General features: G+C 41.5%; 9 protein-coding genes. 8 read left to right on the forward strand and 1 reads right to left on the reverse strand.

Annotated features, from left to right (window positions below; all coding sequences use genetic code 11):
• The first annotated feature begins 349 nt into the window (after positions 1–349).
• The 8 genes from GR160_RS18810 to GR160_RS18845 all read left to right on the forward strand — a co-directional run bounded on the left by GR160_RS18810 (position 350) and on the right by GR160_RS18845 (position 15,863).
• A complete protein-coding gene (locus GR160_RS18810; RefSeq protein WP_160751450.1) occupies positions 350–3,478 on the forward strand; it encodes a TonB-dependent receptor in 3,129 nt (1,042 codons plus the stop codon).
• Between the two features lie 10 nt (positions 3,479–3,488).
• The gene (locus tag GR160_RS18815; protein WP_160751451.1) at positions 3,489–5,207 is read left to right on the forward strand and encodes a RagB/SusD family nutrient uptake outer membrane protein; all 1,719 of its coding nucleotides are present in this window, start codon (positions 3,489–3,491) and stop codon (positions 5,205–5,207) included.
• A gap of 79 nt (positions 5,208–5,286) precedes the next feature.
• Positions 5,287–6,858, forward strand: coding sequence for a glycoside hydrolase (locus GR160_RS18820; protein WP_160751452.1), 1,572 nt, complete (start codon positions 5,287–5,289; stop codon positions 6,856–6,858).
• Positions 6,859–6,907: 49 nt separating this feature from the next.
• Positions 6,908–9,349, forward strand: a complete 2,442-nt coding sequence (locus tag GR160_RS18825; protein WP_202390825.1) for a sugar-binding domain-containing protein — start codon at positions 6,908–6,910, stop codon at positions 9,347–9,349.
• 329 nt (positions 9,350–9,678) lie between these two features.
• Positions 9,679–11,052 (forward strand): glycoside hydrolase family 27 protein, encoded by a 1,374-nt coding sequence (locus GR160_RS18830; RefSeq protein WP_160751453.1) that lies wholly within the window; start codon positions 9,679–9,681, stop codon positions 11,050–11,052.
• A gap of 221 nt (positions 11,053–11,273) precedes the next feature.
• Positions 11,274–12,269: a sugar kinase gene (locus tag GR160_RS18835; RefSeq protein WP_160751454.1), complete on the forward strand. Its 996-nt coding sequence runs from the start codon at positions 11,274–11,276 to the stop codon at positions 12,267–12,269.
• 2 nt (positions 12,270–12,271) lie between these two features.
• Entirely contained in the window at positions 12,272–12,904 is a 633-nt protein-coding gene (locus GR160_RS18840; protein WP_160751455.1) for a bifunctional 4-hydroxy-2-oxoglutarate aldolase/2-dehydro-3-deoxy-phosphogluconate aldolase, read from the forward strand.
• A gap of 214 nt (positions 12,905–13,118) precedes the next feature.
• A complete protein-coding gene (locus GR160_RS18845) occupies positions 13,119–15,863 on the forward strand; it encodes a T9SS type A sorting domain-containing protein (protein ID WP_160751456.1) in 2,745 nt (914 codons plus the stop codon).
• Positions 15,864–15,941: 78 nt separating this feature from the next.
• Here GR160_RS18845 and GR160_RS18850 read toward each other — a convergent pair.
• A partial coding sequence (locus GR160_RS18850) for a T9SS type B sorting domain-containing protein (RefSeq protein ID WP_160751457.1) occupies positions 15,942–18,595 on the reverse strand: 2,654 nt, incomplete at its 5' end.

The following is an 18,595-nucleotide window of genomic DNA, read 5'->3' on the forward strand; positions in this document are numbered from 1 at the left end:
TTGAATATTAAGCTACTAAAACGTTTAAGTGTAGTTTAAACCATAAAAGGTTATTCATTAGTTAGGTTTAGATTTTTTATACCTGCCTGCATAAGTTGGGTTTAAGCGGGCAGGTAAAAAATCTTTATTCAATGCATTATCCTTCATTCAGTAACCCACAAATAATTTGTACACCATTACTATATAATATAACCTTTAAAGCAATTTTTGAAACTAAAACCAATGTATTGTATGATGTAACCCTCTTTTTTGATTTTTTAATTGAACAAAAAGTACTAACCATTTTTAACACGATTTTTTCAGGACTGCAAGAGGCAGTACAGGCAAAAAATCTTCAGACGATTTAAGTATGAAAAACTTTACGTTTTCAAGATCTAAAATTTTTACACAGGGGGGCATGCTGCTTGCCTTGTGTATGTGTGGTGCTACAGGTGAGATGTATGCAGCCAACACGATCTCAAAAATAGAGACAAGTGCCTTCTTTCAGGCTACTACAGTTAAGGGACAGGTAATATCGGGCACAGATAAATTGCCATTGCCGGGTGTAACCGTGCTTGTAAAAGGCACTACCAATGCTGTAACTACCGATATAGACGGTAACTATGAAATAGCGGTATCAGACCCGTCTGCGGTACTAATATTTAGCTTTGTGGGCTTTAGCAACCAGGAAATAGCTGTTGCCGGAAAAACAACAATAACGGTAACCCTTGCCGAGAACGCAAAAGACCTTGAAGAGGTTGTGGTTGTGGGCTATGGTACAAAAAAGAAAGCTACTTTAACAGGCTCTGTGGGAGAGATTAATGGTAAAGATGTAGCAAAAAGCCCTGCTGTAAACATTTCTAACGGTTTTGCCGGGAGGGTATCAGGGGTTGTGGCTACTAATAGGGGAGGAGAACCTGGATATGACGATTCTGGTATTTCGATAAGGGGAATTGGTACGACAGGTAATGCCGATGTACTTGTGGTAGTAGACGGTATCCCGGGACAGATAGGTGGTCTTAGCAGGCTATCGGCTCAGGAAATTGAGAGTATAACGGTACTTAAAGATGCATCGGCAGCTATTTATGGTAGCCGTGCTGCAAATGGTGTTATATTGGTAACTACTAAAAAAGGTAAAAAAGGTTCAAAAACTACAGTTAATTATAGTTTTGACCAAGGCTTTTCGTCGCCAACACGCTTGCCCGATATGGCAGATGCGGCTACTTATGCAACAATACGTAATGAGATAGCTTCTTATAATGGTGCACTGCCTATATATTCTCAGGAAGATATTGAACTGTTCAGGAATGGGTCAGACCCACTTGGGCATCCTAACACAGACTGGGCAAAGGCTACTTTAAAAAGTACGTCGCTTCAAAGCCAGCACAACCTTAACGTTCAGGGCGGAACAGAGAACAGTAACTATTTCTTTTCATTAGGTAAACTGTCTCAGGAAGGACTTTACCGTAATGGTGTAGCGAACTATGATCAGTATAATGTTAGGACTAATATAGATACTAATATTGGTAAAAGGCTTAAAGTTGGGGTTTCATTATCAGGCCGTAAAGAAGACAGACAATATCCTATACAAAGCGCGGGTAATATTTTCCGAGCTATATACAGGGGATACCCAACAGTTGCTGCGGTTTATCCTAACGGATTACCTTCACGCGGTATAGAAGGAAGCAATCCTTTAATAGATGCTTCAAGAACAGCCGGAATTAACAATAATCCTACTTATGTTTTTAACGGTATACTTAGAGGTAGCTTTGACTTTGGAGCAGGTTTCTCTGCAGATGGTTTCTATTCTGCCGATATAAGTGAAAGCCGTACTAAAAGCTTTGCAACTCCTTTTACACTGTACGATTATAATGCCTCTACAGGCGAATATGATCCGTTCTTAGTGGGTGGTGGTGCCGATCAGCAGGGATCGTTATATCAATCGCAAAAAAGCATAGACCAAACTGTTGCTAACTTTAAAGTCAACTTTAAGCGTCGTTTTGGAGAACATAGCGTTGATGCTTTTGTTGCTTATGAGCAGAGTGAGTACAAAGAGAGCCAGTTTGATGCAACACGTCTTCACTTTCCAACTACAGAGCTTCCTGAATTGACTCAGGGAGGTGCTGCAGGAACAGACAGCAGAAACAGCGGATATTCATGGAACTTTACAAGAGAAAGTTTTATAAGCCGTATTGCTTACGACTATAAAGAAAAATATTTGTTAGATCTTCAGGCAAGGGTAGACGGTTCGTCTAACTTTCCTAAAGGAGACCGTTATGGTTTCTTCCCTTCAATATCGGGTGGTTACAGGATCTCTAAAGAAGACTGGTTTAATACAGAAGGTGTTGTAAACGACCTTAAAGTTCGTGCCTCATGGGGACAACTTGGTAATGATAATATTGGAAACTTCCAGTATTACAGTAACTACGCATTTAATAACAGAAATGTAGTGGGAGGAAACCTGGTTTCGGGTATTGACCTTATTAAACTTGCCAACCCTAATATTACATGGGAAGTTGCTACGAAAACTGATATTGGTGTAAATGCTACATTCCTGAAAAATTTTAGTTTGGAAGCGGTTTATTTTAAGCAAAAAAGAACAAAAATGCTCCAAACAAGAAATGCCTCTATTCCGGGTTCTACGGGTATCGTAAATCCTTATGGGTCTGATCCTTTAGTGCCTATGGAAAATATTGGCGAAATGGAGAGTAAAGGTTTTGAAACTACATTAGGCTACAGGCACAATGGTGAATTTAGCTGGGGCGTATCGGGTAACTTTACTTATAACAAAAACAAAGTATTGTTTATAGACGAGGCACCGGGTATATTGAGCTATCAAAGACAAACAGGCCAGCAGTTAAATACTTATTTATTATACAATGCTGTTGGTATTTTCAGGACTCAGGAGCAACTTGATTCTACACCACACGTTGCAGGAGCTGGTTTAGGAGACCTTATTTATGAAGACGTTAACGGAGACGGCGTAATTAATCCTGACGATATGACGAGGAGTAAATACAGCAACATGCCGCGTATGGTATTCGGTTTAAATCTTGATGCTGCCTATAAAAACTTTGACATTTCAGTATTATTCTCGGGTCAGGCTCAGGTTAGCCAATATGTATTGACAGAGAGTGGAACTACAGGAAACTTTTACAGTACCTGGGCAGACAACAGATGGAGCCCAAGCAATCCTAACGGATCGTATCCGAGGGTAAGCGAAAGTACAGGTTCGTCAATAAACGGTGGTCTGTATAAAAACAACTTCTGGCTTCAGGACGCTTCTTTTGTAAGGCTTAAAAATGTACAGTTGGGATACACACTTCCAACAGATATTACAGAGAAATATGGTGTTGCCAACTTCCGTCTTTACCTGAGTGCCTTTAACTTATTTACTATTACTAAGTTTAAAGACTTTGACCCTGAAACAAGCAGTGAGAACGGACAGTTCTATCCGCAACAAAGAATCGTGAACTTCGGTTTTAACGTTCAATTCTAAAAAATACACTATGAAAAATATAAACATATTAAAATCTATACTGCTTGGTATAACAGCGTGTATCGTAATTACCGGTTGCGAAAAAGATTATCTTGAAATTACGCCTACTGACCGTTTATCAAACGCTGCGATTTTAGCAGACTCTACGCTATTCGAGGCTTTTGTTATAAACCGTTACATTGGTGTAAAGCTTACAAATAAAGAAGGAGATTCTAACATGCCTGGCTTTGGACGTGGTTTTGAGTACGGTATGTGGGGCTCGCTTACAGATGAGTCGATATACAACAATAATGACGATACATGGCTAATACAACAAGGACAGCTTGCACCAGAAAATCTTGGTATAGCAGGCGTGTTTTGGGCAAGAAGCTACCGTAGTATCCGCGAAATTAACTATGCACTAAATAATATTGGTCAGGTTAGCATGAGTGAAGGCCGCAAAAACCGACTTATTGCCGAACTTAAATTTATAAGGGCTTTTAGATATCATGACCTTATAAGGAACTACGGTAAAGTAGTGCTTATGGGCGATCGTGTTGTAGAACTTGGCGAGAATTATCAGGATCCTGCTCTGTTTGACCGCAGGCCTATAGAAGAATCTATGGCCTATGTTATTAACGAGCTTAATGATGCTATTGCCGGACTGCCAACTAATAACAGTAATATTTATGGTGAAGGAAGGGCTACTAAAGGAGCTGCAATGGCTTTAAAATCGAGGTTGTTGCTGTATGCTGCAAGCCCATTATATACAGATGGTGCTAACAGCTCTCAAAAATGGGCAGATGCTGCTCAGGCTGCCAAAGATGTAATGGACCTTGGTATTTACGGTATCTTCCAGGGTGGATATAGTGAGTTGTTTACTAATCAGCAAAGCAATTCAGAATATATTTTTGCAAGGTTCTACAACCTTACTGCCCGTCACCTGGCATTAGAAATTGCCAACGGCCCTAATGGCTACGGCGGCTGGGGTGGTAACGTTCCGTTGCAAAACCTGGTAGACGATTATGAAATGACAGATGGTTCTGCATTTAGCTGGAGCAATCCTGCTCATGCTGCTGCTCCTTATGCAAACAGGGATCCGCGTTTTGCCGCAACCGTTCTTTATGATGGAGCGCCGTATCGTGGAAGGACTGTTGAAACATTCAGGTCTATTGATACGGATCAGTATCCAGACGGACAGGATAGTGCAGGAGGCCGTGATAACTGGAATACCAGTAAAACAGGCTACTATTTAAATAAATTCATTCGCGAAGACCTGCCAATTGTTAACCCGTGGGAGGTAGCCGGTGTACAGAACTGGATATACTTTAGATATGCAGAAATACTGCTTAACTATGCCGAGGCACAAAATGAGGTTTCAGGTCCGGATGCTACTGTATATGATGCTATAAATGCTATACGCAGCAGAACAGGTGTTAACATGCCTGCATTGCCTGCAGGCTTAACTCAAAGCGAAATGCGTGAGCGCATCCGCCATGAGCGCAGGATAGAGCTTGCATTTGAAGAGCACCGTTTTTATGATGTTAGACGCTGGATGATAGCAGACCAAACTGAAAATGAAGCTGCACAGGGAATCAGCGTTATTAGAGCTCTTGACGGTACTAAAACATATTCTGTAATTACAGCTTTAACAGGCAGAAGCTTCCAGCAAAAACACTACTGGTTGCCAATACCAAGGTTTGAGATATTAGCATCTAACAACCAGTTGGAGCAAAATCCGGAATATTAATAAACAAATAAATTATGCCGGGTTGTGCCACGAGGGGCACTTCCTGGCTTTTTTAATTTCTGAAAATATTTAATAGATTATGCATATTAAAAACATATACAACAAATATGTATTACTAATAGCATGCACAGTATTTTCCTCGTGTGGCAGTTACAAATCAAAAAACAGCACTACAACCAACAGTGTACAACCTGTTGCATTACGTATAGATGATGCTGTTACCTATCAAACCATAGAGCATTTTGGTGCCTCAGATGCATGGTCATGCCAGTTTGTGGGCAATTGGCCTGATGCTAAAAGAAATGCTATTGCCGATTTGCTTTTTAGTCAAAATACAGACGTAAAAGGAAATCCTTTGGGTATAGGCCTGTCGTTATGGAGGTTTAATATTGGAGCCGGAAGTGCAGAGCAGGGAACTGAAAGCGGCATTGGCGATGAATGGCGCAGGGCAGAGTCGTTTCTTCAGCCTGATGGTAGCTATGACTGGAACAGGCAAAAAGGCCAGGTGTGGTTTGCCCATGCTGCAAAACAACGCAATGTAGGCAAACTTCTTATTTTTCCTAACAGCCCTCCGGTATCGTTAACACAAAACGGAAAGGCTTTTGCCAATAAAGACCTCAAAACCAATTTGCAAAGCAGTAAGTTTGAAGCCTATGCAAATTATCTTGCAACAGTGGCTCAGGGTATGCAAAAAATGGGACTTACTCCGGATTATATCAGCCCGATGAACGAGCCTCAATGGGACTGGAACGATGGCGGACAGGAAGGAACACCTTTTTATAATAATGAAATTGCACAGGTTGCAAAACTTCTGGATCAAAAGATCAGCGATAAGGGTTTAACTGCCAAAATAAACCTTGCAGAAGCAGGTCAGATAAATTATCTCTATGAAGAGCATAACAGAACCGGCAGGGCAAATCAGGTAAAAGATTTTTTTGTGCAGGGATCGCCTAATTATATCGGTAACCTGAAAAATTTAGATAATTCTATATCAGGACACAGCTATTTTACTACGTCTCCGTTTGCCACATCGGTTGCACAAAGGCAACAGCTTGCCACATCTGTAAACCAGATTTCGGGTCTTAAATACTGGATGTCGGAATATTGTATCCTTGGCGATAATGATGGGGAAATTAAAGGTAACGGTCGCGATCTTGGCATAACATCGGCTCTGTATCTTGCACGTACCATACATACTGATCTTGCAGAAGCACAGGCTACAGCATGGCATTGGTGGGTAGCCATTTCTCCTTATGATTATAAAGATGGATTGGTTTATATAGACATGAACAAAACCGATGGTACTTTTTATGAAAGCAAAATGCTGTGGAGTCTTGGTAACTATAGCCGTTTTATAAGGCCGGGCTACCAAAGAGTGAACATTGAAAATGTAAATAGCACCACAACAGATAAAAACTTTTTGTTCTCGGCTTATAAAGATGCTGCGACAGGAAAGTTGGTAACTGTAATAATAAACTCGGGCAATGACGCTGTTCCCGTTACATTACAGCACACAAAAGCTTTAAAAGGAGAGCTGGAAGTATATGTTACATCGGCAGATAAAGATCTGGAACTTTTGAAAGTAGAGGCTAAGAGATCTTTTACTGTACCGGCACAATCAATACTAACAGTAGTGTCGAAAAGTAAATAATAATATATACTTTTAACAAGAATACTTTACTATTTTTAAATAACAACAAATGAAAAATCAGATTGTGACAACACAAAGAATCCTGTTGTTTATTTTGGGTTTTACATGGATATCGGGCTTTGGCCAGTTATCTTTTGGCGATGCCCAAAAAATAAATGACGGTTGGAAATTTAATCTTGCAGACACACCGGATGCAAAAAATGTTGCTTTTGACGATGCTCAATGGCAGGGTGTAGACCTTCCGCATGACTGGAGCATTAAAGGACAGCTTAGCCCTACGCTTGCGAGCGCCACAGGATATTTGCCGGGAGGTATAGGTTGGTACCGCAAAACATTAAATGTACCTGCTGCCCAAAAAGGCCAAAAAGTATATGTATATTTTGAAGGTGTTTATAATAGGAGCGAAGTATTTGTAAACGGGCAATCGGTAGGCAAGCGCCCTAATGGTTACATATCTTTTGCTTATGACGTTACTCCTTTTATAAAATATGGCGAGGACAACATAATATCAGTAAAAGTAGACCACAGCAAAAGTGCTGATTCACGTTGGTACACAGGTTCTGGAATTTACCGTAATGTATGGGTAGTATATGCTAACCCTGTGCATATTGCACAATGGGGAGTGTATGCCTATCCAACAGTTACTAAAGGCAAAGGCGTTTTAAATGTAGAGGTAGAGGTAGAAAATGGCTCATCGTCTAAACAAAGCCTTACTGTAGTAAACGAACTTATTGCTCCCGACGGAAAATCGGTTGCCAAGAGTACAGAAAAACTATCGGCAACAGCCAATAAAAACCAAAAGGTTACTACAACACTAAAAGTTTCTAACCCTAAACTTTGGGATTTAAACAGCCCTAACCTGTACACGCTAAAAACTACCGTGCTTAAAGACGGTAAACAAATAGATGTATCTGCTGTAAAAACAGGTTTCCGTACGTTTACTTTCGATCCTAATAAAGGATTTGCCCTAAACGGCAAATGGCAAAAAGTAAAAGGTGTTTGTTTGCACCACGATGCAGGTGTATTAGGTTCGGCAGTGCCAAAAGATGTTTGGAGAGGCCGTCTTAAAACCCTTAAAGAAATAGGTGTTACTGCAATACGTACAAGCCACAATCCTCAGGCTCCTGAGTTTTATGAGCTTTGCGATGAACTTGGATTATTAGTGCTTAACGAAGCCTATGACGAGTGGGAATATCCTAAACGCAAATGGCTAGAAGGCTGGAACTATGGCACGCCGGGCTATGAAGGCTCATTTGATATTTTTGCCGATTGGGCAGAGAAAGACCTTGAAGATTTTGTGCGCCGCGATCGCAACCACCTTTCGGTATTTGCATGGAGCATTGGTAATGAGGTAGACTATCCTAACGATCCTTATTCGCACCCGGTATTGGCAGGTACAACGGCTACAGGCTTTACACAGGCACAATATGGCGGCTACAAAAAAGATGCACCTGACGCCATGAGGCTTGGTGCTATTGCCAAACGCCTTGTTGCAGCGGTTAAAAAATATGATAAATCGCGCCCAACAACCGCGGGTCTTGCTGGTGTTGCAATGAGTAACGAAACCGAGTATCCGGGGGCGTTAGACATTACAGGCTATAACTATACTGAAAGCAAATATGGCAGCGACCATAAAAAATATCCTAACAGGGTAATTTACGGTAGCGAGAATGTACACGACATTGAGCCGTGGCTTGCAGTTACAAATAACGAACACATTTTTGGTCAGTTCCTGTGGACAGGTATCGACTATCTTGGCGAATCGGGCAGGTGGCCTTCAAGGGGCTTTTACTCAGGCCTTGTAGATTTTGCAGGCCGCATTAAGCCTCGCGGTTATTTCCGCCAGTCGCTTTGGTCAGATAAGCCAATGGTTTATATTGGTACTTATATTGCTCCTGCTGATGAGAAAAAGCCGTCTAAAGATGCATGGCCTATCTGGAATTATGATAATGGTAAGACCGTAAGGGTTGTTGCTTACACCAACGGTGCAAAAGTTCGTCTTGACCTTAACGGTAAAACGGTTGACGAAGTTAAAAACTACGATAAAAATGTAGGAATCATTACCTGGGATATCCCTTATACCGCAGGAAAACTTGAAGCCGTTGCTCTTGATGCTAATAATAAAGAAGTGGCGCGCTATGCAATAACTTCATCTACACAGCCTGTATCGCTTTCTGTTAAAGAAAAATCGGTTACTATAGACAAACAAAAAGGCATTGCCCAAATAATGGTTGATGTTCTTGATAAAGACGGTCTTCCCGTAATACTTAGCGATAACGAGATTACCTGTACTATTAGCGGTCCTGCAAAACTGCTTGGCCTTGAGGCAGGCAACAACAGCGATATGACCGATTATACCGATAACGTTCAGCGTGCATTTAACGGACACCTTTTGGCTTACCTGCAAAGCACAGGCCAGGGAGGCACGGTAACAGTAACCTTTAGCAGCCAGTGGCTAAAACCGGTTACAGTAACGGTTAATATTAAGTAGATTTCATTGTAATCCTGTAAGATTTTTAAAGGCTTGTAGATGTGGTTTTTAAACCTACAAGGTTTTAAAAACCTTGCAGGTTTAGCAAACTGTTCGGTATCCTGCAAGGTCTTCAAGACCTTGTAGGTATGATGACAGGCCAAAACCTTGAGACACGTCTTTAATGATTAAGTGTAAATATTACATTTTTTTGCCTAAATTTATACCGACTGCATAAATAGTATGCAGGCAAATCAGGATTATTTAGCAATGATAAAAAAATCAAATTAATAAAACTGCTGTACAGGACTTTTAGGAGTTTTGTACGGCAGTTTTTATATCACCACTATATGAAAACAAGAAAATTACTTTTAGCCCTAACCGGGGCTGTTGTGCTGGCAGGATGTTCAGGCTCAAAGAACACAACTACGGCCTTTAAACCCGAAGAGTTTAAGCAATGGGCACAAACGCCGCCAATGGGCTGGAACAGCTGGGATTGCTATGGGCCTACTGTAGAAGAGCACGAAGTTAAAGCCAATGCCGATTATATGGCAAATAAGCTGAAAGCCTTTGGTTGGGAATATATTATTGTAGACATACGCTGGTTTGTGGAGAATGACAAAGCCGGAGGATACAACCAAACCGATCCACGCTATGTTATAGACCAGTATGGGCGTTATCAGCCTGCTGTAAACAGATTCCCTTCTGCTAAAGACGGTCAGGGCTTTAAACCTCTTGCCGATTATGTGCACAGTAAAGGCCTTAAGTTTGGTATACACATTATGCGTGGCATCCCTAAAAAGGCAGTTCAGGATAAAATGCCAATAAAAGGAGCTAACGGAATTACTGCCGACCAAATTTATACTACCGCGCTACAGTGCGAATGGCTAAGGGATAATTATACTGTACTTGCCGATAAGCCGGGTGCACAGGAGTATTACAACTCTTTATTTGAATTGTATGCGCAATGGGGTATTGACTTTATTAAAATAGACGACCTCTCGAGGCCATACCACCAAGGCGAAATAGAGCTTATTCGTAAAGCCATTGATAACTGTGGTCGTAAAATTGTACTGAGCACATCGCCGGGTGAGACGCCTGTTGAAAAGGCAGAGCACGTACAGTCTCATGCAAACATGTGGCGCATGGTAGACGACGTTTGGGATACATGGCCGCACATTACACACCTTATGGAAGTTGCCCAAAAATGGTATCCGTATATTGCACCGGGCACATGGCCTGACTGCGACATGATTCCGTTAGGAAGGATCTCTGTAAGGGGCGAAAGGGGCGAAGACCGTATGAGCCGCCTTACTAAAGACGAGCAATATACGCTAATGAATTTGTTTACCATCTTCCGTTCGCCTTTGTTTTTTGGAGGAGACATGCCAAGTAATGATGCCTTTACGCTCTCATTACTTACCAATAAAGAAGTGCTTAAAATGCACAGCGAGGCTACAGATGTTAAGCAGCTTTTCCAGACGGATGGCAAAGTAGCCATAACCTCTAAAAACGCTAAAACAGGCGATGTATATCTGGCATTGTTCAACATGTCAGACAAACCGTCGACAGAAGTTAGTGTAGCCTTAGAGGTCCTTGGGGTAAAACAAGGTGCAAAAGTAACCGAAATGTGGAGCGGCAAAGAGCTCGAAGCAACTTCGGGGGCTTCGTTTACAAAAATCTTTGCAGCCCATGCCAGTGGGTTATACAAAATAAGTAAATAACAGATTTACATAACTTTAAAAATGCCTCTTTGCGTAATGCTTTGAGGCATTTTTTATTTGTATTACTGTCTTAAATTAATTTGTTAAAATTTATTCGTAATACCTATAGTCATTTTATCTTTTAAGTTAATAAAAAACTATATATTTAGTGCCGTTAAAAAAACGTTGTAGTATTTTTGCAAAACCGCTAAAATACTATGCTTTAAAGCCTAAACTTAAAGATGAAAAAAGTACTGACTTTTGGAGAATTACTCATCAGGCTCCAAACCTCTACCCCGGCATTTGTACGCCAGGAAGGCATGACCGATAATATTTCGGCTTTTGCCGGAGGGTCTGAGGCCAATGTAAGTGTTGCCCTGGGGCATCTTAATATTCCTAATGCTTATTTTACTGCAATACCTCAAAATGCTATAGCTAAAGAAATTGTAGCTGTTTTAGAGGGCAATAATGTAGACACTTCTAAAATAAAATGGTCGGGCGACCGTATTGGTATGTATATACTGCTGTCGGCTAACGGGCTAACCAGTGGCGATGTAGTGTACGACCGTAAATATTCTTCTTTCAGCCAACTAAAGGCAGATGATATTGACTGGGATTTTCTATTTGAAGACTGCTCATGGTTTCATTGGACGGCTATTACCCCCGCATTGTCTGAAGATATGGCGCAGTTTATGAAAGCGGCCCTTGCAGAAGCTGACAAACGCGGCCTGACCATATCGGTAGACTTAAACTACCGTAGCAAACTATGGCAATATGGAAAAAGCCCACTTGAGGTAATGCCGGAGCTTGTACAGTATTGCGATGTTGTTATGGGCAATATATGGGCCGAAAACAAAATGTTAGGCACAACTATTGATGATACTTTAGACCGTAATACCACCAAGGAGGTTTACTTTGAAGCATCTAAGAACACGGCTGCCGAAATTTTTGCTAAGTTCCCGAAATGTAAACACGTGTCTAATACGTTCAGGTTTATGGACAATGCAAAACATAATTTATTTTACGGAGTGTATCATACACCGGAGGGAAATTATGCATCAGAAACCTTTGAAACCTTTAATGTTGTAGACCGCATTGGCAGTGGCGATGCATTTATGGCAGGGCTTATATGTGGTATTTATAAAAATTATCAGCCACAGGAAGTTATTGATACTGCTACACAAACCGGTTTTCAGAAACTTTTTGTACAGGGAGATTTTACAAACATGAATTTATAATTATGGAAGATATACTTAAAAAAATAGCCGATTATCCTATTGTGCCTGTTTATTATAATGATGATGTTGAGGCGTGTAAAAAGGTCGTGGAGTCGTCTTATAAAGCAGGGATAAGGGTATTTGAATTTGTGAACCGTGGTTCACAGGCAAAAGTTAATTTTGAACAGCTTATGGCATACAGGGATGCAAATTTTCCTGATCTTAAATTAGGTATCGGTACCATTAAGACACAGCAGCAGGCTTTAGATTTTATAGCCCTTAAAGCTGATTTTATTGTGAGCCCGATCGTGCTTGCCGAAATTGCCGCTGTAACGCTTGACAAAGGCATACTATGGATTCCGGGTGCGATGACCCCTACAGAGGTTGCCGCTGCCGAAGCTCTTGGTGCGCCTATAGTAAAACTGTTTCCGGGCGATACGCTTGGTGCACAGTATGTAAAGGCCATAAAACCATTGTTCTCCGGCCTTAAGTTTATGGTTACAGGTGGTGTTCAGCCTGAAGAAGGCAATATTAAAGAATGGTTTGGAGCAGGTGTTACAGCAGTTGGCATGGGGTCTAAACTGTTTAAGGATGATGACACTGCCGAATCGTTACAGCAAAGAATACAAAGCCTGTTTGGCTGGGCTGGAAAATAGGCAATTATATAGATAACTTACATTATTTTTTTTACTATTGCTATCATAATAAGCTATAAAAGAAGGCTGTTTCGTTTGGAAACAGCCTTCTTTCTGTTTAGAATATCGTTCATCATTTTTCTACATTGTTGCTTTTTTAAAAAAAGGTATCCATCTAAGGAGAACATGGTATAAAAGAGATATTTTTGTTAAAAAATATAAATCACCAACAAATATGAAAAAAATTATTCTTTCAACAGTGTTATTTATTTATTCCTGCTGTGCGGTTGCACAAACGGTAGAAATGGATGAAACTTTTGGATCCTATAATTCAGGAGCTTCCAGAATGTACTTCCGGGATAATGATGATGAAGTAAATGGCATATTAAATCCCGATAGCTTCTATAGCAATCTTTTTGGCAGTACGCGTAATTATAGCGGAACCTGGGATTTTGTATATTCAGGATATTTTCAAACAGAAAATACTGCCACAAAATACACTATAGATTTTAATGGCGGAGATGACCATGCTATGGCAGCCTGTAAAGGGGCAAACGGCTCAGGAAAAACTTACTTTGCCGGCTACAGCAGTAGCGGTAACACTACCACATTTGCAGTCGCATGCCTCAGGCCCGGAGGTTTAGACTCTTCTTTTAATATTACAGGCAAAGTAACAACGGCAATAGGCAGCACTGATGACAGGGCTTATGCCATATCTTTTCAAACTGACCGAAAAATTGTAGTAGCCGGATACACCACAACGGCTTCGGGTAAAGATTTTGCCTTAGTACGATACCTTGAAGACGGGAGCCCGGATACAACATTTGGTACCAATGGTATCGTAATAACCGATTTTTACGGTGGCGAAGACCAGGCCAATGCTATTATAGTACTGCCTTCGGGCAAGATACTTGCCGGTGGGTTTGCCACAAACAACGGACAAAAAGATTTTGCAGTTGTTAGGTACAATGCTAACGGTACACTCGATACAACGTTTAACAGTACAGGAAAGCTAACAACCCATTATTATGGAGATGACCGTATAAACGCAATGGTAAGGGATGCAGCTACCGAAGCGATATATGCCGTAGGCTCTACAGGCAATGCGCAAGGAAATCTTGATATTGCCGTACTTAAGTATAACAACAATGGTCTTAATACCTCATTTGATACCGATGGTATTGTAACAACAGCCATAGGGAATGGCGATGATGAGGCAAATGCTGTCTTTTTTAAAAATAGCTCGCTTTTTGTTGCCGGATATACTTTTAACGGAACATTTAAAAAAGCCGTTTCAGCAAAATATTCTGCTACAAACGGCAGCCTTATTACATCATTTGGCACTAATGGCACAATAGTTCAATCTGTAGGCGTAGGCGACGATGTGGCTACAGGCATTGCTGTAATGAGTACTAATGAGGTATGTGTTGCAGGTACGGGTTACAACGGCTGCGATAATGATGCCTTTATAACCTTCTACCAATCTAACGGAACGATAATGTCAGAATTTGGGTATAACGGACTATGGCTTACAGATTTTGATAACAGTGAGTATAATATTTCTTATGATACCAAAGTAGGTCCCGATAACAAAATAATACAGGTGGGTACCTCAAACACAAACGAAAATGCCACTGCTATATATACTGAGGATTTAGCAATTGTAAGGTGGAATGCCGACGGTTCTCCCGACACAAGCTTTAATGGCTGTGGGCGTTTAACCAAACATACCAATGGCAGTGACGACACTTACTACACGGTAGCCCTCCAGCCTGACGGAAAGATTCTTGCAGCCGGAGCTATAGGCAGTAACCCCGGAACAACACGGTTTATTGTGGACAGGTATAACGAAGATGGGACTCCAGACACTACATTTGCAGACCAAGGCAGTTTTGTGTTGCAAAACGCTATAAACTATAATTTCGTTAGCGATATAAAAGTAGCCCCCGATGGCACGATTTATTTTTCAGGGTCACGCAGTTACTACGGAAACTGTATAGTCAGCCTAAATTCTGACGGATCTTTAAATTCGGGGTTTGGCACCGGTGGTAAGATCGATGTAGCCCTCTTAAATGCTACCGGAGGCGGGCCCATTGAAATTCAGCCTGATGGTAAAATTATATTTGTAACAACTTACTCTGGCAGGACAGCATTGGCAAGGTTTAACAGTGACGGTAGCCCCGACACTACTTTTGCAGGAACAGGCAATATCATAATCAATTCCGGCATTGGTGTTAAAACATTATTGTTACAACCAGATGGCAAGATATTACTTTCAGGGTCAAGAAATCCTTCTACAAATATCTGGACGGTTGCAATTATGAGGTATAATTCTGACGGTACACCGGATACTTCCTTTGATGGAGACGGTGTGTATTACAGCAATGCAACTAGCCTGAATTCAGGTAGCGGTACCATTGCCTTACAGCCGGACAGCAAAATTGTTGTTGCCGCTAATACCGGCGGTAATATCTTATTATGGCGTTTAAACCAGGATGGTTCTAATGATGATACTTTTGAGACCAACCAGATAATAGGCGATATTTCTATGGATTACACCGGAGGCTCAGATAATGTAACCGACATTAACATACATCAGGGCAAACTCCTTATGTCGGGCTACTCATCTTCAACGCTTGATAATGCCTTTACTGTAGGCCGTGTAAGTATTGGTGATGTAGGCACCCCGGTGGCAGGTACCGACTTATTAAATGTTCAAAAAAAATCAGGGCTTATTGTTTACCCTAACCCGGTTAACGAAGATTCGGCTATTGATTTTGAGTTATTAAATAGCACCAAGGCAAGTGTAGAGCTCTATGATATTACTGGGAAGAGAGTTCTTATTGTGTCTGATAACCAAACTTTTAATTCTGGTAAAAATACCCTGCCATTACATTTGCCAATACATTTAGAGAAAGGTATTTATATTGTAGTATTAAAAACAAATTCTGATAGCAGGAGTTTCAAAATCGTAAAATAATTTTAATTTCGAAAAAATAAGTAGGGGCTGACTCATTTTTGAGTCAGCCCCTTTACTTTAAATTTAACTCAGAAAGTATTATCGTATCAGAGAAAAGTGTGCCCTAAATTCTTTCGCTTCGCCTCTTGAGGATGTATAATTTAACGTAAACCAGTAATCCGTGGCTGGCAACAGGCTTCCGTTAAGGGTACCGTCCCAACCTTTTTCTTCGGGGTTTACCTGGGCCACAAGTTTCCCAAACCTGTCAAAAATATAGATAAGGGCATTTTGGTTTTTAAGCCCTTTTACATTCCATGTTTCATTTATAAGGTCGCCGTTAGGGCTAAAGAAACGCGGATAGTTCAATGAGAACACATCTATCGTAATTTCTCCGCAGTTGTTCCTGTCCTTCACGGTCACTTCGTGTACACCGCTTTCTACATTATAAAAATAAGGCTCGTCCTGATAAGCACCGCCATCAAGGCTAAACTCATACTCCCCGGAGCCCGACGTAACTGTAATTGTAATGGTTTGGCTTGAGGTAAAGTCTTCACCACTTTCGGCATAAGCCACAGGCTTAGAAGAACCATTAACTGTAGTAGATACTGTTGTGCTGCATCCTGTTGCCAAATCTGTGACAGTAACGGTATAATCACCCGGTTCATTAGTATTAAGGTGTCCTACAGCGTTACTGATTACAGATCCGCCTTTTGTCCATACAAAGCTATAGGCATTGGTAAACAAACCGCTGTTAAGAGTTATCATGTTATTTACATTCGTGACAGGATCGGCACAAACATAATAAGTGCTTTGTAATACAGGTCTTGGCAAGCCTGTTACGGTTATTACTTTTTCGGTATAATCGGTACAAATTGTTCCTGTAGAATATCTGATAGTCGTTGTACCTAAACGGATTGGTGTTACAAGCCCATTAGCATCTATAGTAGCTACAGATGTATTGCTGCTGCTCCATGTGCCTGTTGTTGCAGCGTTGCTTAGTTGCAGCGTGCCATTTATGCATACAGCATCGTTACCTGTAATAGTTCCTGGAGACGGGGCGGGAGTAGGGGCAGGATTTATGACAATTGGTAGCGATACCCTCTCGCAGGTACCGTTGGTAATGGTAATGTAATAGGTGCGCCCGGCGTCGAGATTGTTGAACAAACGGGTTGTACCAAAATTAATACCGTCAATACTATATCTGTAGCCTGTATCTGTTGGGGCTGTAACAGTAATGCTGCCTTTGTTGTTCGTACAGTCAGGCTGAGAGGCTCTTCCTTGCGGTAAAGGCAGGAATGAAGGTGCTGCTCCCATAGCATAGTTAATACTCCTTGATGTACATCCGTGGCTATTTTTAACCGTAATGTAGTATGTGCGCAACGATGCGAGGTCTTCATATCTTATATCGGAAGTAAACGGTCCTCCATTCAAACTGTACGTATATGTAGGGTCTAAAGGAGACGAGACTTCAATACTGCCCAGATTACCCGAACAGTCGGGAGGAGTGAGTTGCAGAACCGGAATTGCCGGGGCTGTTGGTGCAGCATCTATGGTATATTGTATGCTTTGTGCTGTACATAGTGATATGTTTCTTACTGTAATCGTATAATTTCCGGCAGGAAGGGCATCAAAACGTGGGGTAGATCTATAGTTTGAGCCATTATCTATGCTGTACTCGTATTCTATTCCTATCGGATAATCTACTACAAGCGCACCAAGAGGATTATTGCAGGTTGCTTGTATGGCATGCCCTGTAGGTACCGGAGATGGTATGGGGGCAACTATAGTATAAACTACCGCCCTGGTAAGGCATCCGGTTGGCGATATACCTGTTATACTGTAAGTATCCGGAGGAAGATTTGTAAAGTTGGTAGTGGTGCCAAACGGACCGTTGTTGATGCTGTAAGTATAACCGGTGCCAGGAGATTGTATTACGATACGGCCAAAAGGATCTGGGCAGGTAGCCTGATATACCTGTGCATGTGGCGCAGGAAGTAAAGAACCCGGTGCTACAGTAACCCTTTGGTTTATCATACAGTTTCCTACCTGTGCGCTTATTATATGATTGCCCGAAAGCGCTGTAAAGGTTGTACCAAATTGAGGTGCGCCTCCATCTATAGAATACATAATGCCACTGCCCAACGGTGCTGTTATGGTTATGGTAGCCCTGCTGCTGCAATCGGTAGCGCCAACCTGGGCTACAATAGGGCTTAATGTTGTTGCCGGTGCAACTAGAATAGTATTGTCAGATACTACACAGTTGCCTAAGCGTGCTTCAATAGTATGTGAACCCGGAGTTGTTGTAAAAGTTGTAGTAGCCAGTGGCGTGCCCCCGTCAAGCGAATACATAATGCCGTTACCTATTGGAGATGAAATAGAAATTGTAGCTGTGTTCGTAGCACAATCTGTAGTACTAACCGTTGCAACAATAGAGTTTAACGGTGTTGGTTGTGCCACTACTACATTGTTGTTGGTAACTGTACAACTGCCCAATGTTGCCACAATGGTATGCGTACCCGGAGCAGCGGTAAAGCTTGTGCTTGCCTGTGGTGTGCCGCCGTCAAGAGAGTACATAATGCCTGTTCCTGTTGGAGCGGTTATGTTTATAGTCGCTTGGTTTGTGGCACAGCTTGTAGTGCCAACCGTTGCAACAATAGGGTTAAGTGGTGTAGGTTGCGCTACTACTATGCTGTTGTTGGTAACTGTACAACTGCCTAACGTAGCTACAATGGTATGCGTACCCGGAGCAGCGA

This window comes from Flavobacterium sp. Sd200, assembly GCF_009826935.1.
GTDB lineage: Bacteria > Bacteroidota > Bacteroidia > Flavobacteriales > Flavobacteriaceae > Flavobacterium.